Raw genomic sequence first — 21,773 nt, 5'->3', positions numbered from 1 at the left:
ATGCATATACCAAAGAAAAAGTTTGGACAAAATTTTATAACAGATGGAAATTTGATAAGTAAAATATTATCCTTTTTACCAAAAGAAAAAAATCAATTAATAATTGAAATTGGTCCTGGACAAGGTGCTCTTACAAGAAAGTTGACAGAATTATATGATAAAGTCATTGCAATCGAAATTGATAAGGATTTAGAAATTTATTTAAAAGATAACATTAAGGCTAAAAACTTTGAACTAATTATAAATGATGTTCTAGATTTAGATTTCAATAATTTAATTGAAAATAATCCTTTCGAAAAGGTTTCAATAATTTCTAATACACCATATTATATAGTTAGTCCAATTCTTTTTAAGTGTTTTGATATTCATAACTATTTAAGTAAAGCAATTTTAATGGTCCAAAAAGAAGTAGGCGAAAGAATTTGTGCAAATAAAAATACAAAGAACTACAACAATTTGTCAGTCGCTTCAAATTTCTTTTGTAAACCAAAATATTTATTTTCAATTAATAGAAAACTTTTTAAACCAATACCATTAGTAGACTCTGCATTAATAGAGTTAGATTTTGAAATTAATTTAACAAATCAAGTAGAAGATAAAACTGACTTTATTAACTTCATCAGATTATTATTTAATAACAAAAGAAAAACAATTCTTAATAATTTAACAAATGTTCTAAAAAATAAAGATAAAGCTTTTTCAATCTTATTATCAAGCAATATTGAATCTAACTTACGACCAGAAAATATTTCTGTAGATGAATTTATAAAAATATATAAAGAGGTTAACAAATAATGAAATTAAAAGCTTATGCGAAAGTTAATTTTTGGTTAAAAGTTTGAAAACCAGAAAAAAATGAACAGTATCATAAAATAAATAGTTTAATAACAAGAGTTGATGACCTTTATGATGTTATTAAATTAAAACCAAACAAAAAATCTAAGGACATTATTATTTGTAAAAATAAAAGCCTGGTAGAAAATAATTTTATTTATAGTGTTTTAGATATTTTGAGAAGTTTTAAAACAATTAATAAATACTACACAATAAAACTAAAAAAAAATATTCCAATTGGTTCTGGACTTGGTGGGGGAACAAGTGATGCAATTACAATTGCAAACTATTTTTTAGATAAGTTTAAAAATAATAATAGCAAATTAAAATTCGAAATATGCAATGCAGTAGGATTTGATTCTTATTTTTTCATGTCAAAATTTAAAACCGCAATTGCTTCTGGTTATGGTGAAATAATTAAACCAATTGATTTAGATATTTCAATAAGCAAAAAGTCACTTATAATAAACTCTATTAATTGTAGTACAAAAGAAGTTTATAAAAATTACAAGGAAACAAAACCTAATGAATTAAATGATCTAACTGATACAGCAATTAAGCTCTATCCTAACTTGAAAAATTTTATTTCACTAGGAATAATGTCTGGTTCTGGGTCAACATTTATAAAAAAGAGTTTTTATAATAGAAATTCAATTATTATGAAAACTTTTAGTGTCTTATTTAATATATAATATATTACTATATAATCATATTATATGTGAGGTCAAATATGAGACGTATAATTAAGTTATTATCAATGCTCTTACCAATAACATTACCATTAGGAACCAGTATTTCTTGTGTAAATTCAAATCACAGTTATGCAATGTCTGATGATGAACCATCATTTTCTTTAAAAAGAATATGAGAACAGTTTGATGAGTTAAAAGATGAAACTTTTTACTTTTTTAAAGAACAAGATTTAAATACTCAATCTAAATACTTTGTAGAACAAGTAATCAAAGATTTTTATTTAAGTAATGATGAGAACATTACATATGTAAGTAAGGATAAATCAACTTTTACACTATTTTTTGAAAAGCTTGGAGAATCAAAAACTTTCAATTATAAATATAAACAAGATTTAGAATATGCTTTGAAAGATTCTAATAAAGATATTTTTAAAGACCTTGATAGTAATGTTAAATATACTAGTGATTTTGAAAAATTATTTCTAAAGAGTAATAAATTAGAAGGGGACCCTAAGTATTATAATTTAGAATTCACTTATGAAAATAGCAATGATTACAATGAACTTAAATCATTAAAAGTTAGATTTAAAGAACATGACAATAATATTAAATTATATGATTTTTATTTACCTTACTATAGTTTCGTTAGGTATGATGCAAATTATAAATATGTTATATCAAAAATGTTAAATAAAGAAATACTGAAGAAACTACCATCAGATTTAACAGACTCAGAGATAACTAAATATTTTAAAAATCATGATGATTATAAAAATAATTATCTTGATGAAGTTTATGAAAAAACACCACTAAATATTTTGAATAATAATGGAATTATAAAAATAGATGCTCAAAATATAAATGGTTTTGTTGAGTATCAAAACAATATTGAAAGATTTGATATACAAGATTTATTTGACAGATATAATCCAAAATATAATGATGATAAATCTTTGAACGTTAATTATAGAACAGTATTTAGTGATGATTTTTATATTTCAGATAGATCAAATAAAAAATTGTCAAAAGAAGAATGAATTAATATATTAAAAAAACATATATTCCAAATCACTAATATCTCCACAACTGATTTAGATAAATATTTATCATTTGACATCGATGACATCAATAATATGGTTCCTCAAGCAACAATTACAATTAAAAAGAATAGTACCACTGGTATAAATGAAATATTTAAATCTAATCGGTCTAACTTTGGAATTAAAGTTGATTTATTTGGTTATTTTGATCTAAATAAATATTTTAGTTCTAAAACCTTCGGAGTACTTGATATCGATATGATTAAAGGAGAGGATAACAAATCCATTGATAAAGATATGTTATTTAAAATATTCAGTAAATATTATTATGATTTAACTTTTTTAAATGCAAGTGTAGAATCAAGTCTTGATGACTTAATTAACAAAAAACAAATTAAGATTAAATTCAGTGATAATCTTGATAAATATAATAGTAGAGGTTTTGTAATTGGAGAATATGTATTTAATGTAAGCACGACTTATTTTGAAAATACATTTACTCAAGAAAGCTTTATAACAACAGACTTACAAGAAATAAATAATTTAAGTTTATTAAATGACAATGATTCAATTTTTATTGGGAAAAACAATTCTAAATCGAGTTTATATGTTAAAAATTCTAAAATTAATAAATTAACTTGAGAAGATAATGAAAATTATGAAATTGAGTCAATTAAAGATCAAATATCATATTTGTTAGTATTAGAGAATAATAAAGTTTTCATAGTCTCATCAAATAAATGTTTTGTTATTGAGATAATAAATAGTAGTTTTGTTAAGATTGTAAATAAATTGAATATCAATAATGTAAATAAATGCAAATCTTGAACATACTACAATTCTAATTTATATTGATCAGATACTAGTACAGTAACCTTGAAATATACAAATATTGATAATCCTTTAAAAAGTGAAACAATAAAAAGCAACTTTAATTTGGACTATATAGTAATTAATGATGATTTTATTGTTGGATTTAATTCACAATATAGCAAAATTCAAACTTATAATTTTGAAACTAAGGAATTGTTTAGTGAAACATTAATAAAAGAAAATCTTTGTAAAAATTTAAAATTCTTAAACTTAAAATTAACTAACAACGTATTACAAATAGTTGCAAATTTAAACAATTTTTTGTACATTATAAACTATGATTGCAAGCAAAATGACATATTAGGTGTTACTCAACCTTATATGTTTAATGGCATATTTAATGAAAGTTTTACACAGTTTAATTTTGAAAATGGTTTAGAAATTGGTTATTTTGTTTTAAAAGACAACGCTATATATTGATACAATAATATTTTAAAAAAATATTATGATCAAAATAATATTTATGGTGATTATGATTCAAAATTTTTATTATTAAATGAAGTTGATAAAAACTCATTAATTTCAACCTTAGTAAAAAATAACTTAACTAACAGAATTAATTATTATTACTTTGATGCTGAAAATAATAAACTAACCTTTTATAACGCTTCTAAATATATATAAAAAAAGGCCAAGGCCTTTTTTTATATCAAATCTTCAAAATTAATTACTTTATCTGCTCATTTTGTTGAAAAGTTAATATCATGGGTTGTAAGTAATACAGTACCTTCAAAATCAATGATAGCTTCTAAAAGTGATTCTTTTGCTAAGCTGTCTATATGGTTTGTGGGCTCGTCAAGTATTAAAAGACTACAAGGTAACATACTTAAAGATGATAATCGTACCTTTGTTTGTTCTCCTCCTGATAATGTTGACATAGGTCTAATCATTAAGTCATTTCTTAAACCAAACTGACCGATTTTCGCACGAGCCTCTCTATCTGTTAGTTGAGGATATTTATTCATTAAATAGTTAATTGCATTAATTTCTCCAACCTTTTCTATTTGTTTAAAATATGTAAAACTAACACCATTACCAAGAGACACAACACCAGAAAATGGTTCTATTTCTTTTGATAGAGTTTTTAAAAAAGTTGTTTTTCCAATACCGTTTTTACCTTTAATGATACACTTCTCACCTTTTCTAATTTCAAAGTTTAATTTGTGCAATAAGGGCGAATCATAACCAATTACTAAATCTTCTGCTTTTAAAATTACATCAGAACCTGCAGCTTTATATAAAAAGTTAAAATTTGGTTTAGGATTTTCCTTTCTTTTGTCCATAACATCAATTTTGTCAAGAGTCTTTTTTCTTGATTGTGCTGATTTCGCAGTTGATAGTCTAGCACTATTTTTTGCAATATAAGTTTCTAACTTCTTAATTTTTCTTTGTTGACTTAGAAAATCTTTATCATATTGTTCTTGTTGTATTGCTAATTCTTCAAGATATTTATCGTAATTACCAACATATCTAGTTAATTTTAAATTGTCAAGAGCATAAATAATATTACAAGTTTTATTAATAAAATCCTGGTCATGTGAGACCATAATAAATGCTTTTTCATAACCTTGCAAGAAATTTGCTAATCAATTAACTTGTTCAATATCTAAAAAGTTTGTAGGTTCATCAAGAACTAAAAAGTCATTATCACTAAGAAGTAGTTTAGCGAGCATTACTTTATTTTTTTGTCCACCACTAAGTTCAGACATTTTATTTTCTAACTTATCAATTCCAATTCCCAATCCATTCACAAGGTTTCCAACCTTTTTATCAATTGAGTCGAAATCATTATGATTTAAGATATCTTGATATTTTAAAGCTTTAACTAATTCATCTTCGTCATAGTTTTCAGCCATTTTCTCATAAATTTCATTCATTCTGCTTTCAATATCATAAAGTTCTTTAAATGCGGTTTTTAAATAATCACCAACAAAGATATCTTCTTCAATGTTTAAGTGCTGATCTAAATAACCAACCTTAGTTCTAGCATGAATTTCTACTTTCCCCATATCAGGAATAATTTTTTTTGAAATTATATTAAGCAGTGTTGTTTTTCCAGCCCCATTAGGCCCGACAAGAGCAATATGTTCTTTTCTATTTAATTTTAAGCTTGTTTCTTTATATAACTTTTTTTCTCCATTAGCGTGAGTCAAATTTGTTATGCTTACTAAACCCATAATACCACCTTACATTTATAAACTAATTATTGATTTTATAATAAAATAATCTAAATAACTAGTATATTAATCAAAAAAATTTAATTACATATATTAAAATCTAAGTTTCATGCTTAATCATATATAAATAATGTTTAGATATATCAAAACCTTTACTAAATTTGTTATTATTAATATGGAGATTAATAATGGAAAAAAATAATATTAAGATATTTGGTTTATCATCAAATAAACCATTAGTAGAAGAAATTTGCGATTTATTAGGAGTAAAAGAATCGCAAACAAAAATATCAAGATTTATGGATGGCGAAATATTAGTTCAATCTATGGAATCAGTAAGAGGACAAGATATATACATAGTCCAATCAACAAACCAACCTGTTAATGAAAATTTAATGGAGTTATTAATTGCAGTTGATGCCTTTAAAAGAGCAAGTGCTGCAAAAATTAATGTAGTTATCCCATATTTTGGATATGCTAGACAAGATAGAAAAGCAGCTGGAAGACAACCTATTACAGCAAGATTAGTTGCAAACCTAATAGAGAAGTCAGGAGTAAATAGAGTAATTGCTGTTGACTTGCACTCTACACAAATTATGGGGTTTTTTAATGTTCCAATTGATAATTTTTCAACTGCTCAAGCAGTAGCTTCAGAAATTATTAACGACATTATTAAAAACAAACTAGATCCTAAGGAGTGTATATTAGTTTCACCAGATTATGGAGGGTTAACTAGAGTCCATGGCGTAGCAAAATATGCTGGAAACATAACTAATGGTATAGCAGTTATTGCTAAACGTAGACCAGAACCTAACAAGGCTGAGGTAGAGTTCATATTAGGAGATGTTGCAAACAAAACCTGTTTTATAATTGATGATATGATCGACACAGGAGGGACTATCATTAATGCAGCAAGAGCTTTAAAAGAAGAAGGTGCAAAAGATATTTATTTAATAGCTTGTCATGGTCTATTTAATGGTAAAGCAGTTGACAACTTAAAAACTGCCATTAATGAAGGTGTAATTAAGCAAGTTGTTGTTACAAATACCATAAATCTTCCTGAGGAAAAAAAATTTGAGGGTTTAAAAATAATATCAGTTGCAAAATTAATGTCAGCAATGATAAAAAGCTCCTATGAAAAAAACCCATTAACTAAGGTTTATGAAGATGAACAATCAAAAATTGCAGAAAAAGTTAAAAAATATGTAGAGAATTTTAAATAATGGAAAAAATAATAGTCGGTTTAGGAAATCCAGGTACTAATTACTTAAGAACGAGACATAATGCTGGTTTTATAGTAATAGATTATTTATTAGATAAGTATGGTTATGAAAAACAAACAAACAAGTTTCAATCTGAGATATTTATTAGTCGTATAAATGGAAAAAAAATAATATTTGTTAAGCCACAAACATATATGAATCTATCTGGAGAGGCTATTATAAGAATCTTAAAGTACTTTAAATTAACATATAAAGAGTTGCTTATAATCCATGATGATAAAGATTTAAATATTAAAGCTTTTAAGTTTAAGCAAAGTGGTAGTTCTGGTGGCCACAATGGTTTAAAAAACATAATTCATCATTTAGGTACTGAAGACTTTAAAAGGTTAAGAGTTGGTGTTGGTAAACCTATTAATAATATTAAAATAATAGATTGAGTCTTAATGAAGCTAAACATCGATGAATTAAATGATATTATAGGAGTTTTAAAATCTAAGGACGAATTTGTTATTGATTTTTTAAATGATATTGATTTTTCAAAAATTATGAATAAATACAATTAAGGAGATATATGGAAAAATATAATTCACTTGTAATAGTGGGAGCTCAATGAGGTGATGAAGGAAAAGGTAAAATGACCGATTATTTTGCACAAAAAGCAGATGTTGTTGTAAGATTCTCTGGTGGAGATAATGCCGGTCATGTTATAAATTTTAATGGTGAGAAGCATAAAGTTACTCTAGTTCCATCAGGTATTTTTAATAAAAAAACAACAAATGTAATTGGGAATGGTTGTGTAATAAATCTTAGAAATTTAATAAATGAAATCTCAATTATTGAGAAACAAAGTAAAGAATATGGAAATTTAATAATATCTAACAAGGCACACATTTTAATGCCATATCATATTGAAATTGATAAAGCTATTGAAGAAGAAAGAAAATCTCTTAAAATAGGAACAACAAAAAAAGGTATAGGACCTGCATACAGTGATAAAATATCAAGAATGGGTATAAGACTATGTGATATAGCAAGACCAGATTTTAAAAGTGAGTTAGAGGTTGCTTATAATTACAATGTAAAATTTTTAAAAAGAATGTTTGATATTAATTTTAAAATCTCACTTGAAGAAATATATAATGAATTACAAGAATGTTATTTAATATTAAAGCATAGAATTACTGATTGTGAAATATTTGTTGAAAATGCAATAAAAGACAATAAGAATGTTTTATTTGAAGGTGCTCAAGGTGCTTTATTAGACATAGACCACGGTACTTATCCATATGTAACTAGTTCAAATACTTCTGCAAATAATGCATCAATTGGAACTGGTATAAGTCATAAATTAATTCAAAAAACACTAGGTATAGTTAAGGCTTATTGCACAAGAGTTGGAGAGGGACCTTTTCCTAGTGAACTTAATAATGAAATCGGAGAAAATATAAGAAGAGTTGGTAATGAATATGGATCAAATACTGGAAGGCCAAGAAGAGTAGGGTGATTTGATGCAGTGGCATTAAAACATGCAATAAGAACTTCTGGGTTAGATTCTATTTTTATTACATTATTAGATGTATTAACTGGTATCGACAACATAAATATTTGTGTAGGTTATGAACATAATGGAACTAAAAACAGTAATATGCCTGCTAATGCAAGAGATTTAGCAGAATGTACTCCAATTTATGTCTCAACTCCTGGTTGAAAGCAAGATATTACCAAAGTTAATTCATTTGTTGAGTTACCAGATGAAGCAAAAAACTACATTAAATTAATAGAAAAAATTTGTGAAATTAAAGTTGATGGCTTTTCAGTTGGTCCAGATAGAAAACAAACAATTCTTTACGAAGAGTTTTTTTAGGAGAAATTTAAATGATTCAAAGATATTGTATTAAAGAAGTTGAAGAAATATGAAGTGAAAATAATAAATTATTAACATGATTAGAAGTAGAAAAAGTGGTTGTAAAAGCTTGACAACAATTAGGAGTTGTTCCTAAAAGTGATTTAGATAAAATTTATAAATTAAATCAGATAAATATTAATAGAATGTTAGAAATTGAAAAAGAAACCAAGCATGATGTTGTAGCTTTTACTCGAATGATTTCAGAATATCTTGGTGAAGAAAAAAAATGAATTCATTTAGGACTAACATCTACTGATGTAGTTGATACTGCACAAAATATTTTGATTAAAAAATCTAATGATCTTGTATTTTCTTCTATAATTAATCTGCTAGAAAAAATTAAAAATAAAGCAATAGAAAACAAATATACATTAATAATGGGAAGATCTCATGGAATGTATGGTGAGCCCACATCTCTTGGTTTAAAGTTTTTATTATGATTTGAAGAATTGAAAAGGCAATTAGAAAGATTAGATCTTGCAAGAAAACAAATTGAGGTAGCAAAAATTTCTGGTTCAATGGGCAATTATGCAAATATTGAACCTGAAATCGAACATATAGTTGCAAAAGAATTTGAACTAGGATTAGATAACCTATCAACACAGGTTACTCAAAGAGATAGACATGCTAATTTGATACAAGTATTTGCAAATATATCAACAACATTAGAAAAAATAACAACAGAAATTAGATTATTTCAAAGAAGCGAAGTACAAGAAATTTGTGAAGGTTTTGAAAAGGGTCAAAAAGGCTCAAGTTCCATGCCACATAAAAAAAATCCAATAAGTTCAGAAAATGTTACAGGATTAGCACGATATATAAGGGGATTTGTTTCTACTGCACTTGAAAATAATGTTTTATGGCATGAAAGAGACATATCTCATAGTTCAAATGAGAGATTAATGTTACCTGATATCTATAATATTTTAGTTTATATTTTAAAAAGAACTGCAAACACTATTGAAAACTTAGTTATTAATAAAAACATTATGTTGGAGCACATTAATAGTCAAAATAATATTTTTTATAGTCAAAGGGTTTTAACATACATTTTAATAAAGTATAATTTTTCTAGAGAAGAAGTTTATGATTTTGTACAAAAATGTACTTTAGAGTGTCAACTTTCTAAAAAAGACTTTAAATCAGTATTACTTGATAATGGTGTAACAAAATACATTACTAATATCGATGAATTTAACAATCTTTTTAATTTAAATTACTTCTTAAGACATGTTGATCGTGTTTTTGAAAGGGTGGTTAAATAACTTATGGAAAACCAAAAACTTGTAACAATGATAACTGAAGAAGAAATAAAATCAGCAATAACAAATGCTGCTCAAAAATATGCAAAATTATATGAAAATCAACAATTAACTATAGTTGCAGACTTAAGAAACTCATTCATCTTTATTGCTGATTTAATTAGAGAGTTACCAATTGATGTAACAATTCAATTTGTAGCTACACCAACTCATGATGTTGAAAATTGTAATCTACATGAATCTAAAATAGATTTAGGGTTAACCTCTTCTTTAAAAGATAAAAATGTATTAATCGTAAATGATATTTTATTAAATGGTAAAACTTTAACAAGATTATACGATTATGTTAAAGAAGAAGAACCTTCAAGTATTAGAATTTTAAATTTGCTTGAAAAAGAAAATAAAGATAGAATTATAGACTTAGAATTTGAATCATTATTTAAGATTGAAAACTTATTTATAGTAGGTTATGGTCTAACTTATAACGAAAGTTATAGAGGTTTAAAAGCTATTTATAGTTTGGAAATAAATGAATAATTATGAAAAAAAATTTTTATGTTACAACGCCAATATATTACCCTAGTGGTAATTTGCATATAGGTCATGCTTACACAACAACATTAGCAGATGTTATTTGTCGATATAAAAAAATGGATGGTTATAAAACCTTTTTTTTAACTGGTTCAGATGAACATGGACAAAAAATAGAGTTAAAAGCAAAAGAAAATAATTTAGATCCTAAAACTTATGTTGACAACATTGTTAAAAACTTTAAACATTTATGGAATAAACTTAATATCAACTACGATAAATTTATAAGAACAACTGATAATTTTCATATTGAAACGGTTCAAAAAATTTTTTCAACTTTATTAAAAAAAGATTTAATATATTTATCTAAATATAAAGGAGAATATTGTATAAGTTGTGAGGAGTTTTTAACAAAAGAACAAATATTAGATAATAAATTCCATGTTGTTTGTAAAAATGAATTTATAATATTTGAACAAGATTCTTATATGCTAAGGGTATCAAAATTTAAGGAGTTTTTAACTAATTTATTTAGCACTAATTTTTTGGAACCAGAAAACAGAAAAAAAGAAATGTTAAATAATTTTATTAACAATGAATTAGAAGATTTATCTGTTACTCGTGTTAATTTTAGTTGAGGTATTCCTGTTATAGAAGACCCTAAACATGTAATTTATGTATGAATTGATGCTTTAAGTAATTACATAAGTGCATTAGGTTACTTGAATAATGAGCCACAAGTTATGAATGATTTTTGAAGCGAAGAAACAGAGGTTTTACAAATTATTGGTAAAGAAATAACAAGGTTCCATTCAATCTATTGACCAGTAATTTTAAAATCACTTGATTTACGATTACCTGATAAAATACTTTCGCATGGATGAATCTTGAGTAAAAATGATAAAATGAGTAAATCGTTAAATAATGTAATTGACCCAGTTGATGTAATAAATAAATATTCAAGTGATTCTTTAAGATTTTATATTTCATATAATTTACCAACATATAAAGATGGAAGTTTTACTGATGAGTTATTTATTGAATCATACAATAATAATTTAGCAAATAATGTTGGTAATCTAATTTCAAGAACTTCAAATATGATAATAAAATATTTTGATGGTATGCTACCTAATGTAGATATTAAAGATGAACCAATTTATTTAATAGGTGATCAAACAATTAAAAGCTATAAGTGTTCAATGGATAAATATAATATTTCAGAATCAATAGATTCAGTCTTAAAGTTAGGACAAGAATGTAATAAATATATTGAAGAAATAAGACCCTGAGACTTAGATAAGAATAATCAAATGGATAAATTAGCAAAAGTATTGAACGTCTTACACAGAAACATTGTTATTATAATTTACTTGCTAAGTCCAATATTAGTTGAAAGTTGTAATAAAATGCTTAAACAAGTTGGTGTAGATGAAAATGAAATAAACTTTGAAACTTTATTAAATAGTTCTTATAAAATAAATAAATTAACGGATAGAGAAATTTTATTTAAAAGAATATAGTTAGGAGGAATTATATGGAAGCTGATGTAATTGTTGTTGGTGCAGGACATGCTGGAGTTGAAGCTGCACTTGCTGCTGCAAGATTGAATAAAAAAACAATATTAATAAACCTGTACGAGGACAAAATTGCAACTATGCCATGTAATCCTTCAATTGGGGGGCCTGCAAAAGGTATTGTAGTTCGTGAAATTGATGCTCTTGGTGGAGAAATGGGTAAAGCCGCAGATAAAACTGCCTTACAAATGAAATTATTAAACTCATCTAGAGGCCCTGGAATCTGAGCATTACGTGCACAATCTGATAAAATAAAATACTCACAGTATATGCATGACGTAATTAAAAATCAAGAAAATCTTATTTTTGTAGTTGGGACAGTTATCGATGTTATTGTTGAAAATAATGTTGTCAAAGGTGTCATTATGGAAAATGAAGAAATTATAAGTTGCAAAACACTGATTTTAACAACAGGAACATACTTGTCAAGTAAAATTTTTCAAGGTTCAGATAATTTCGAATCAGGTCCTAATAAAGAAAAAACATCAAAAGGCTTATCAAATTTTTTTAATAAGTTTAATATTAAAACATATAGATTTAAAACAGGAACACCACCAAGGGTCAAAAAAGATTCAGTAGATCTTTCTTATTCTAAAATTGAACCTGGAACAGACATGGATTTAAAGTTTTCATTTACATCTAATAAGTTGTTAGAATATGATAAACAAGAAGTTTGTTATTTAATACATTCTACAAATGAAACAAAAAAAATAATTGAAGATAATTTGAATAAATCAGCAATGTATTCAGGATCTATTCAATCAGTTGGACCAAGATATTGTCCAAGCTTTGAAGATAAAATAGTTAGATTTTCAGATAAAGAAAGACACCAAATATTTTTGGAACCTGAATCAATGGATTTAGATACATTTTATGTGCAGGGATTTTCAACATCAATGCCAATAGATGTACAAGAAAAAATGTTGAAAAGTCTACCAGGATTTGAAAATGTAGTAGTTGACAAATGAGCATACGCAATTGAATACGATTGTATTGATCCACAACAATTAAAATTATCATTAGAGATTAAAACTATAGATGGTTTATTTTTTGCTGGACAAATTAATGGAACAAGTGGTTATGAAGAAGCGGCAGGTCAAGGTCTTATTGCCGGAATAAATGCTGTAGCCAAAGTTAATAATACTGAACCTTTATTATTAAGTAGAAGTGAGTCTTATATAGGTGTAATGATTGATGATTTAGTAAACAAAGGTGTTGTTGAACCTTATAGATTATTAACAAGCAGAGCTGAGAATAGATTAATTTTAAGAAATGATAATGCAGAATTAAGGTTAAAAGAGTATGGATATAAAATTGGATTAATTAAAAAAAGTGAGTATGAAAGTTTTTTAAAATTCAAAAATGAAATCGAAGATACAATTGAGTTATTAAAAAATATTAGATTTACACCAAAAACAAATTTGGCTGTTAAACTTAAAGAATTAGGACAAGCAAATTTAACTCAAGGTTTCAGTGCATATGAAATTTTAAAACAACCAAAAGTTGATATTAATTTATTAAAAGATTACATACCAGAATTGGTATCTTTATCTACATTGCAACTTCAAAATATATTAATTTCTATTAGGTTTGAAGGATATATTAAAAAAGAAGAAGAAGAAATTATGAAATTAATTAAACTAGAAAAGAAATTAATTCCAACTAATTTAGATTATAATATGGTTGATAACATTGCAACAGAAGCAAAACAAAAGTTATCAAAAGTCAAACCAACATCACTTGGGCAGGCTTCAAGAATAACTGGAGTAAACCCATCAGATATTCATATGTTGGCGTTTCATTTAAAAAAAATAAATAAATGAAATAATAATCGTTAGGTTAGGAAATTACAATGATAAAAGTAAATAAAAAAATAAAGCAAAAAATAAAATTTTTGAGTTTTTAACTGTTTTTTCAATGGTTTTTGGACTTGTTATAGGTAATGGTATTTACTTAAAAAACAGTAAGGAACCTGGAGGAGTTCTTGGTGAAGCGGCTGGGAACCCTTATATAGCAATATTTGTCTGAGTTTTTATAGGTGTTATGTGTACTTTGATGATGTTAACATTTATTGAAGCTACATCAACTGCAACTAATGATGGCGATCATTCTACTGTTCAAAGTTGGGCAAAAAAATTTATCAATAGAAGATCTGCAAGCTTATTTTCAATATTGTACATATGTATGTATATGCCTGTTTTAATAAGTTTAGCAGCGTTATTCTCAATAGAAATTGTGTTTGATACATTTAATGATTTTTTTTCCATTGCATCAAAATGAGGAATGGTTAAATTTACTATTATAAAAATAGTTCTTTCAACAATTCTTCTTATATTTTTTCAATTGTTAAATATATATACATTCTCACCTTCAAGATATATCCAAACAATTTTAACTTTCGTTAAGTTTTTACCTTTGATTGTTGCTATTGTTGGAAGTTTTAGTGTATTTTTCATAGGTGGTGTTGATCAAAAAAATAGTTTTAACCCTTCTGAACCATTTGAAAAGTCATGAAAATTAACTACAATATTTGCAACAATAATTCCAATAATGTTTGCTTTTGATGGGTTTGTTTATGCAGCAACTTTAAGAAAAGATTGTGAAAATAAAAAGGTAGTGCCACCAGCAATGCTTTCAGCTATTTTAGCAGTCACATTATTTTACATAACTGTAACTGTATCAATATTTGTTTCAAGAGAAGATGGAAATATATTTGAACTATTCAATAGCATTTTTAACAGTAATGTTTATCTAGTTGTTTTTTTCAAAATTATTATAGCTTTAACAATGCTAACAATATTAAATGGTTATTCTACTTTGCTTCCTAAAACAATTAATTCTGCTATTGAAGAAAAACTAATATTTCTAAACTTTAAAAGTAATCTTTATAAAAAAGGTGGATATTTAGGATTCGCAATATGTGGTTTAATATATATTATCTTTGTTTCACTTTCAATTATTATTACATCAAAAAATATAAATGAATTAAGTGCTTTTTATATATCAAACTATTCTTCTAATAGCTCAGTTATGTTTTCATTTACATCTTATTTAATAATTATGATTGGTGTACTTGTCAATAAGAAAACTAAAAAAGTAAAAGTTGAAAATATCAAAGGTGGTTTAGTAACTGGAATTATTAGTATCGTTATGTTAACAATTGTTCTTGGTTATGCTTATTATGATTTCTTTGTAAACAAAATGATTAATAAAGATTATACAGACCCTCTTTTATTAATTGTTTTTGGAATAATTATTGCTATAATATGATTTATAAATGAAATTTTGTTATCTAAAAAAAATATAGAAAAAAACGATTTTATACTAAGATTGAATCCAAAAAATTGGATAAAATATAATAAAGAACAAAAAGTTAAAGAGTATTTAAATAAAAAAGGTAATAAAAATAATGTTTAATATTTTAACTCAAATTAATAAAAACTTTGAATGTGATATAGCATTTGAAAAATTAAAAAAATATAAAGATTTATTAAAAACATGAAACTCAAAGTTTAATTTAACAGCTATAACTGATGATGAGGAAATTATAAAAAAGCATTTTTATGACTCCCTCATTTTTTCTAGTTATATAGATTTAATCAATCAAAGTATATTAGATATTGGTTCTGGTGCAGGATTTCCTGGAATTGTAATAAAGATTTTTTTTCCAAATACAAATTTAGTTTTGCTTGAGTCAAATAACAAAAAAGTATTATTTTTAAAAGAGGTTATAAAAGAACTTGATTTAAAAAATATAATTGTTATTAATGAAAGAGCTGAAGAGTATACTAAAAATAATATTGAATGTTTTGATATTGTAATATCAAGGGCTGTAGCACAATTAAATATACTTTTAGAATTAGGAGTACAGGCTTTAAAAATAGATGGTTATTTCATTGCTTTAAAGGGTAAAAATTATGATTTAGAAATTAAACAATTAAATAAAAAAGAAAAAGAATTAGGATTATTATTCGATAAAAAACAAATTGTTGAAGACAATCACCTTGGATTAAGAGCTAATTTATTTTATAAAAAATTTAAAAAAACTTCTTCATTATATCCAAGAAGTTACAATAAGATAAAAAATAAGCCAATTGGAGATTAAAAAAATATATAATAATTGATAGTGGAGGATACATATAATGGCAAAAGTAATATCAATTTCAAATCAAAAAGGTGGTGTTGGTAAAACAACTACTTCAGTTAATTTAGCATGCGGTTTAGCATTACAAGGTAAAAAAGTTTTATTAATAGATACTGATCCGCAATTTAATGCAACAACAGGTGTAGGTTATGAAATTGATAGTAACTCAATGAGTATGTATCATGTTTTCGTTGGTGAAAAAACTATTAAAGATGTAATAATTAAAGAAATTAAACAAAATATTGACTTAGCGCCAAGTTCAATTGACGTTGCCGCTGTAGACTTAATTTTACTTGAGCAAAAACATAGTAACCAAAATATTTTAAAAGAACAAATAGATTCTGTTAGAAATAATTATGATTTTATTATAATTGATTGTCCACCAAGTCTAGGTTTAATTAATAGAAACGGGCTAGCATCTTCAGATACTGTTTTAATACCTATTCAAGCAGAACATTATGCAATGCATGGTGTTGCACAATTGCTAAGAACAATAAAAAAAGTTAAAGAAACTTTAAACCCTTCACTTACAATAGAAGGAGTTTTAGTAACTATGTTTGACTCAAGAACTAAATTAGCTCATGACGTGCTTGAAGAAATTATGAAAACATTTGGACCAAAAGTTTATAAGGCAGTTATTCCAAGAAATATTAAAATATCAGAATCTTCAATAGAAGGAAAATCAATTTTTGAATATGATAAAAGTGGTTTAGGTTCAATAGCTTACTCAGATTTTGTTAAAGAGGTACTTAAAGAAAATGGCAACTAAAAAAAGATATAACTTTAAAGGTTTAGATGATATCTTCGGAGAGTCAGTAGTAGATGTTGTTGGAAAAATTGAAAATGACAAAAAGTTAAATGAGGAAGCAAAGAGTTACATCGATATAAATATTCTTAAACCTAACCCATATCAACCAAGAAAGGTTTTTGATGATGAAGAAATCATTGAGCTATCAGAATCAATTAAAACTCATGGGATTATACAACCAATAATCATTAACAATGATAATGAAATTGTAGCTGGCGAACGTAGAATGAGAGCAGCAAAAATAGCAGGTTTAAAAACAGTGCCTGTTATAATAATTAATTTATCAAAAGTGCAAATGGAAGAATTTGCAATAATTGAAAATATTCAAAGAGTTGACCTTTTAGAAATTGAAGAAGCAATCGCATACAAACAATTATCAAATAGCTTGAAACTTAAACAAGAAGAAATTTCAAAAAGAGTTGGTAAATCTAGATCTCATATTGCAAATATAATGAGATTATTAAACTTGCCTGATTATGTTCAAGAAGCATTATTAGAAAAAAAATTAACCATGGGTCATGCTAAGCCTTTATTAACAATAATTAGTGATGAAAAACTTTTATTAAATATCTTTAATAAAATTATAAAAGAGGACATAACTGTTAGAGAAGTAGAAAAATTAGTCAAAAATAAAACTTTAGAAGAAGTTTCTACAAATAAGGTTAAAAATATAAATCCAAATTTAAAAAATATGGAAAACAAGTTAATGAGAAAGCTTGGTACAAAGGTTGCAATTGACTCTTCTAAAATTGCAATAAAGTATACTGATATAGATGATCTAAATAGAATTTTAGAACTTCTTGGTTTTATAGAAGAATAGTAATAAGGAAATAATATGAGTCTAAAAGTAGGAATTGTTGGACTTCCAAATGTTGGAAAGTCAACTTTGTTTAATGCAATAACTAATTCAAGTGTTGAAGCAGCTAATTATCCATTTGCAACAATAGAACCAAATGTTGGAGTAGTTGAAGTTAAAGATAATAGACTAATAAAATTAGCTGAAATTTTTAAATCTAAAAAAACTATTTTTACAACTATTGAATTTGTTGATATTGCAGGTTTAATAGCTGGTGCATCAAAGGGTGAAGGTCTAGGAAATGCGTTTTTAGCAAATATTAGAGAAACTGATGCAATATGTGAGGTTATTAGATGTTTTGATTCTAAGGACATCACTCATGTAGAGGGGTCTGTTGACCCAATCAGAGATATTGAAATTATTGAGCTAGAACTAATTTTAGCAGACGAATCTGTGGTTAAAAAAAGAATGCAAAAAATTGAACCTAAATTCAAAACTTCAAAGGATGCAAACATTATTTTTGAATACAATATTTTAAAGAAATTACAAGATGCTTTAAGTGAAGGTATATTATTAAATAAATTAAATTTTGATGAAGAGGAATCTTTATATGTAAAAACACTTGGTTTGCTAACATTAAAAAAATTTATTTATGTAGCAAATGTATCAGAAAATGATATAAAAAATGAAAATGAATATGTCAAAAAAGTTAGAGAATTAGCTCTAAAAAACAAATTTGAGTTTGTTGTTGTTTGTGCAAAAGTTGAAGAAGATTTAAGTGAACTTGAAGGTGCAGACAAAGAAGAGTTTTTAAATGATTATGGTATAAGTACTTCTGGATTAGATAAGTTAACTATTGCAGCATACAAGACTTTAGGTCTTCAAACGTATTTTACAGCAGGTCCACAGGAAGCTAGGGCTTGACAGTTCAAAAAAGGTTCTACAGCGCCACAATGTGCAGGAATAATCCATACTGATTTTGAAAAAGGATTTATTAAGGCTGATATCTATCAAATTAATGATATTTTAGAATTAGGCTCAGAACAAGAATTAAAAAATAAAGGTAAAATTAGATTAGAAGGAAAAAACTACATTGTCCAAGATGGAGATGTTTGTTATTTCAAATTTAATAATTAACCTTTATTTTTCTATTTATGTATTTTTTGTTAAATTATTTAATTTAAAGAATTTAAATAATTATTATTTAATTAAAGCTGGAATCATAAAAACCTCAGAATATTAACCCTTATTTTTCTTAAACCTTGATATTGATGTTTAATTGGTCCTTACAACTAATTTTATGTTTAACACAAAATATTTAGACTCTTAATAATCAAGGTTAATAAAAAAATGAACTTATGTCCACTTTATACTTTTAACCTAGTAATAATGAGTCTCCTCTTTTTTCATGAAGTTCTTTAAGTTTTTCTCAAATTTCAGACTCAAATTTTCTTGTACCATTTATAACTGCAAGTAATGGTTGCTCTCCAATTTTAGTTGGTAATTGTAATGTATCTGCAAAGTACTTGTCAATACCTTTAATAAGTGCTCCACCACCACATATTGTTATACCATTTCTAAAGATGTCCCCAGCTAATTCAGGTGGTGTATCTTCTAGTACTTGTACAGTCAAATCTACAATTCTTGATACCGGAACTTTTAGTACTTCTCGTACTTCTTCAGGAGTAACTTCTACTTCTCTTGGCAAACCTGAAACAACATCACGTCCGTAAACTTTCATTCTTCTTTCGTCAGGGTATTTTGCTAATGATCCAATGTTAATTTTAATAGCCTCTGCTGATTTTGAACCTATTTCTAAACCGTATTGTGATCGTAAAAATTTTTGACATTCGTCATTTAAATAATTACCAGCAACTTTAACAGATTTAGACAAAACTATATCGCCAGATGCTATTACAGCAATATCGGTTGTACCACCACCAGTATCAACGATTAGATTTCCAGTAGGAGCATATATGTTTACTCCACCTCCTAAAGCAGCCATTTTTACTTCTTCTTCAACAAACACTTCTTGAGCTCCAAGATTTTTAGCTATTTTAGAAAGAGCAGTTTTTTCTAATTCAGTAACAACTGAAGGGCAAGCTAATAACATTATGCAATTATTAAGTCATTTTTCCACTTTTAATCTTTTGAAAATGTATCTTAGTTGTGATTCTGTAGCTCTAATGTCAGTTATTACACCATCTACCATTGGTTTTATAATTCTTATATTTTTATTTCCTTTACCAATCATTTTATAAGCTTCTTTACCAATAGCTACAATTGAGTTTTCTTTAATCCTATAAGCAATAATTGATGGTTCATTATAAACGACTCCTTGGTCTGAGATGTATACAAGAGTATTTGATGTTCCTAAATCAATTGATACAAATGTCTGTCTATGTTTGTTTAAACTTCTCATAATAACCCTCCTAATTTTTAAAAATAGGATCTTGTCTTATATAACAAACCTATTATGCATATATTATATTAGAATTTTATCTAAAAAGATATGCATAATCTAGAAATTATTATTGTTATAAATTAATTTTTTTATCATATATCTTAATTGTTAAACCAACATTTTCTTCTGAAAGAATTTCATATTCTAAATATATTTTTATAATATTAATGGAAAAATAATCATTATTTGTTTTTCCGTTTATTGTCATAACATAATCAATTTTTTTAAAAGATGTATTTTTTGATTTTGAGTTCTCTAAAATTACATTTGATAAATCACTAGTTTGTTCAAATATCTCGTTAACTTTTTGATTAAAAGAGTTGTATTTTTCCTTTGGGTTAGTTAAGAAATTAATTACTGAACCTTCGATATTGGGAACTGTATAAGAATCAGTATTATAATTAATTGTTTCTAAATAGTCTTTATTAAGTTTGTTATCAATTAACTCTAATGTTTTTTTGTCTTCCCCAATTTCAACTTCATTTTTATCTAATAACAAATTTATTAAATCTTTATCAGACTTATTACTTTTATAAGTAAGCTCACCCATATATTTGTTAGGACCTTCAAGTGTATCTTTACTACATGATACTGAGCTAGTTAATACATATATATTTGATAATGCAAGCGTTAAAGAACATGCATATGTTAATAATTTCTTCATGTTTACCTCATAAAACACTTTTATTTTAACATTAATATATTTAAAGATTTATAATATTGATTTAATATAATTTTTAATATAATCAAATTGATATAATTAGATGATATTAAAATAAGGGGTTTTTATGTACAATAAAGTCAAAAAGTATTATGCTGTTAAAGTCGGAAAAGAAATTGGAATTTTTGATAGTTGAGAAAAATGTAAACAAAGTGTAAGTGGATATCCTAATAGCATTTATAAAGCATTTTCTTCATATGAGGATGCAGAAAAATTTATAAATAATAAAAAGAATATTAATCTAATAAAAGATGAAAATTATGAAGTAGTAGCTTACACTGATGGAAGCTATGATATCAACAATAAAAATATTTTTAAATCTGGAGTTGTTCTAATAAAAAATAATATTGTAATTACAGAAATGTCTTATTCTTATAATTATCAACCTTGATTAAAATCCATAAATATAGCAGGTGAAGTTTCAGCTGTAATTGAAGTTCTAAATTATTGTTTGAATAATAATATTAAATCTGTACTTATTAATGTAGATTATATTGGTTTAATTAGTTGAGCGAATGATACTTGATCTGCAAACACAAGTGTCTCAAATGATTACAAAAAGTATATTGCAACTGTTAAAGATAAAATAAATATAAGTTTTAATAAAGTCAAAGCTCATTCAAACGATAAATATAATGAAAGAGCAGATCAATTAGCGAAGTTGGGTAAGGTTTTAAAAAACAAAATTATTTAATAGTGCTTATTTAAACTAAATTTAATGTCTA

19 protein-coding genes and 1 pseudogene are annotated in these 21,773 nt (G+C 25.6%); 16 read left to right on the top strand and 4 right to left on the bottom strand.

The window, feature by feature from the left end; translation table 4 throughout:
- Genes rsmA through STURON_RS05525 form a run of 3 tightly spaced genes read left to right on the top strand, consistent with a single transcriptional unit; the run spans position 1 to position 4,063 of the window.
- Positions 1–795, top strand: coding sequence for a 16S rRNA (adenine(1518)-N(6)/adenine(1519)-N(6))-dimethyltransferase RsmA (gene rsmA / locus STURON_RS05535; RefSeq protein ID WP_075048877.1), 795 nt, complete (start codon positions 1–3; stop codon positions 793–795).
- A complete protein-coding gene (locus STURON_RS05530; RefSeq protein WP_075048876.1) occupies positions 795–1,526 on the top strand; it encodes a GHMP family kinase ATP-binding protein in 732 nt (243 codons plus the stop codon). The genes rsmA and STURON_RS05530 overlap by 1 nt, the downstream gene beginning before the upstream one ends.
- Before the next feature lie 38 nt (positions 1,527–1,564).
- The gene (locus tag STURON_RS05525) at positions 1,565–4,063 is read left to right on the top strand and encodes a hypothetical protein (protein WP_075048875.1); all 2,499 of its coding nucleotides are present in this window, start codon (positions 1,565–1,567) and stop codon (positions 4,061–4,063) included.
- A gap of 20 nt (positions 4,064–4,083) precedes the next feature.
- Here STURON_RS05525 and STURON_RS06045 read toward each other — a convergent pair whose 3' ends face one another.
- Both STURON_RS06045 and STURON_RS06040 read right to left on the bottom strand, forming a co-directional pair.
- On the bottom strand, positions 4,084–4,986 hold the full coding sequence (locus tag STURON_RS06045) for an ATP-binding cassette domain-containing protein (protein ID WP_470406635.1): 903 nt from the start codon (positions 4,984–4,986) through the stop codon (positions 4,084–4,086).
- A 44-nt stretch (positions 4,987–5,030) separates the two neighbouring features.
- Positions 5,031–5,616: pseudogene (locus STURON_RS06040) on the bottom strand (ATP-binding cassette domain-containing protein); the annotation flags it as partial.
- 188 nt (positions 5,617–5,804) lie between these two features.
- Here STURON_RS06040 and STURON_RS05515 point away from each other — a divergent pair.
- Genes STURON_RS05515 through ychF form a run of 12 tightly spaced genes read left to right on the top strand, consistent with a single transcriptional unit; the run spans position 5,805 to position 19,000 of the window.
- The gene (locus STURON_RS05515) at positions 5,805–6,839 is read left to right on the top strand and encodes a ribose-phosphate diphosphokinase (RefSeq protein ID WP_075048873.1); all 1,035 of its coding nucleotides are present in this window, start codon (positions 5,805–5,807) and stop codon (positions 6,837–6,839) included.
- Positions 6,839–7,402 (top strand): aminoacyl-tRNA hydrolase, encoded by a 564-nt coding sequence (gene pth, locus STURON_RS05510; protein WP_075048872.1) that lies wholly within the window; start codon positions 6,839–6,841, stop codon positions 7,400–7,402. Before STURON_RS05515 ends, pth begins: the two co-directional genes overlap by 1 nt.
- Before the next feature lie 8 nt (positions 7,403–7,410).
- Complete coding sequence (locus STURON_RS05505) at positions 7,411–8,703, top strand: adenylosuccinate synthase (RefSeq protein WP_075048871.1); 1,293 nt, start codon at positions 7,411–7,413, stop codon at positions 8,701–8,703.
- 11 nt (positions 8,704–8,714) lie between these two features.
- Positions 8,715–10,010: an adenylosuccinate lyase gene (purB, locus tag STURON_RS05500; RefSeq protein ID WP_075048870.1), complete on the top strand. Its 1,296-nt coding sequence runs from the start codon at positions 8,715–8,717 to the stop codon at positions 10,008–10,010.
- Between the two features lie 3 nt (positions 10,011–10,013).
- Positions 10,014–10,544 (top strand): phosphoribosyltransferase, encoded by a 531-nt coding sequence (locus STURON_RS05495; RefSeq protein ID WP_075048869.1) that lies wholly within the window; start codon positions 10,014–10,016, stop codon positions 10,542–10,544.
- Positions 10,545–10,546: 2 nt separating this feature from the next.
- Positions 10,547–12,061 carry a methionine--tRNA ligase gene (gene metG / locus STURON_RS05490; protein WP_075048868.1) on the top strand — a complete coding sequence of 505 codons (1,515 nt, stop codon included), beginning with the start codon at positions 10,547–10,549 and terminating at the stop codon, positions 12,059–12,061.
- A gap of 14 nt (positions 12,062–12,075) precedes the next feature.
- On the top strand, positions 12,076–13,953 hold the full coding sequence (mnmG, locus tag STURON_RS05485) for a tRNA uridine-5-carboxymethylaminomethyl(34) synthesis enzyme MnmG (RefSeq protein WP_075048867.1): 1,878 nt from the start codon (positions 12,076–12,078) through the stop codon (positions 13,951–13,953).
- Positions 13,954–14,005: 52 nt separating this feature from the next.
- On the top strand, positions 14,006–15,532 hold the full coding sequence (locus STURON_RS05480) for an APC family permease (protein WP_338061964.1): 1,527 nt from the start codon (positions 14,006–14,008) through the stop codon (positions 15,530–15,532).
- On the top strand, positions 15,525–16,220 hold the full coding sequence (gene rsmG, locus STURON_RS05475) for a 16S rRNA (guanine(527)-N(7))-methyltransferase RsmG (RefSeq protein ID WP_075048865.1): 696 nt from the start codon (positions 15,525–15,527) through the stop codon (positions 16,218–16,220). Before STURON_RS05480 ends, rsmG begins: the two co-directional genes overlap by 8 nt.
- A 37-nt stretch (positions 16,221–16,257) precedes the next feature.
- Positions 16,258–17,028 (top strand): ParA family protein, encoded by a 771-nt coding sequence (locus STURON_RS05470; protein ID WP_075048864.1) that lies wholly within the window; start codon positions 16,258–16,260, stop codon positions 17,026–17,028.
- Positions 17,018–17,887, top strand: coding sequence for a ParB/RepB/Spo0J family partition protein (locus STURON_RS05465; RefSeq protein ID WP_075048863.1), 870 nt, complete (start codon positions 17,018–17,020; stop codon positions 17,885–17,887). The genes STURON_RS05470 and STURON_RS05465 overlap by 11 nt, the downstream gene beginning before the upstream one ends.
- Before the next feature lie 15 nt (positions 17,888–17,902).
- Positions 17,903–19,000, top strand: a complete 1,098-nt coding sequence (gene ychF, locus STURON_RS05460; RefSeq protein ID WP_075048862.1) for a redox-regulated ATPase YchF — start codon at positions 17,903–17,905, stop codon at positions 18,998–19,000.
- 238 nt (positions 19,001–19,238) lie between these two features.
- Here ychF and mreB read toward each other — a convergent pair whose 3' ends face one another.
- Positions 19,239–20,285: a rod shape-determining protein gene (gene mreB, locus STURON_RS05455; RefSeq protein WP_075048861.1), complete on the bottom strand. Its 1,047-nt coding sequence runs from the start codon at positions 20,283–20,285 to the stop codon at positions 19,239–19,241.
- A 115-nt stretch (positions 20,286–20,400) separates the two neighbouring features.
- Positions 20,401–20,991, bottom strand: a complete 591-nt coding sequence (locus STURON_RS05450; protein ID WP_075048860.1) for a hypothetical protein — start codon at positions 20,989–20,991, stop codon at positions 20,401–20,403.
- A 124-nt stretch (positions 20,992–21,115) separates the two neighbouring features.
- Here STURON_RS05450 and STURON_RS05445 point away from each other — a divergent pair, with 124 nt between their 5' ends.
- On the top strand, positions 21,116–21,742 hold the full coding sequence (locus STURON_RS05445) for a ribonuclease H1 domain-containing protein (protein ID WP_075048859.1): 627 nt from the start codon (positions 21,116–21,118) through the stop codon (positions 21,740–21,742).
- Positions 21,743–21,773: the final 31 nt, after the last annotated feature.

Source organism: Spiroplasma turonicum, assembly GCF_001262715.1.
Lineage (GTDB): Bacteria > Bacillota_I > Bacilli_A > Mycoplasmatales > Mycoplasmataceae > Spiroplasma_A > Spiroplasma_A turonicum.
The sequence above is the reverse complement of the archived record's forward strand: the minus strand, read 5'-3'. Positions and strand labels throughout refer to the sequence as shown.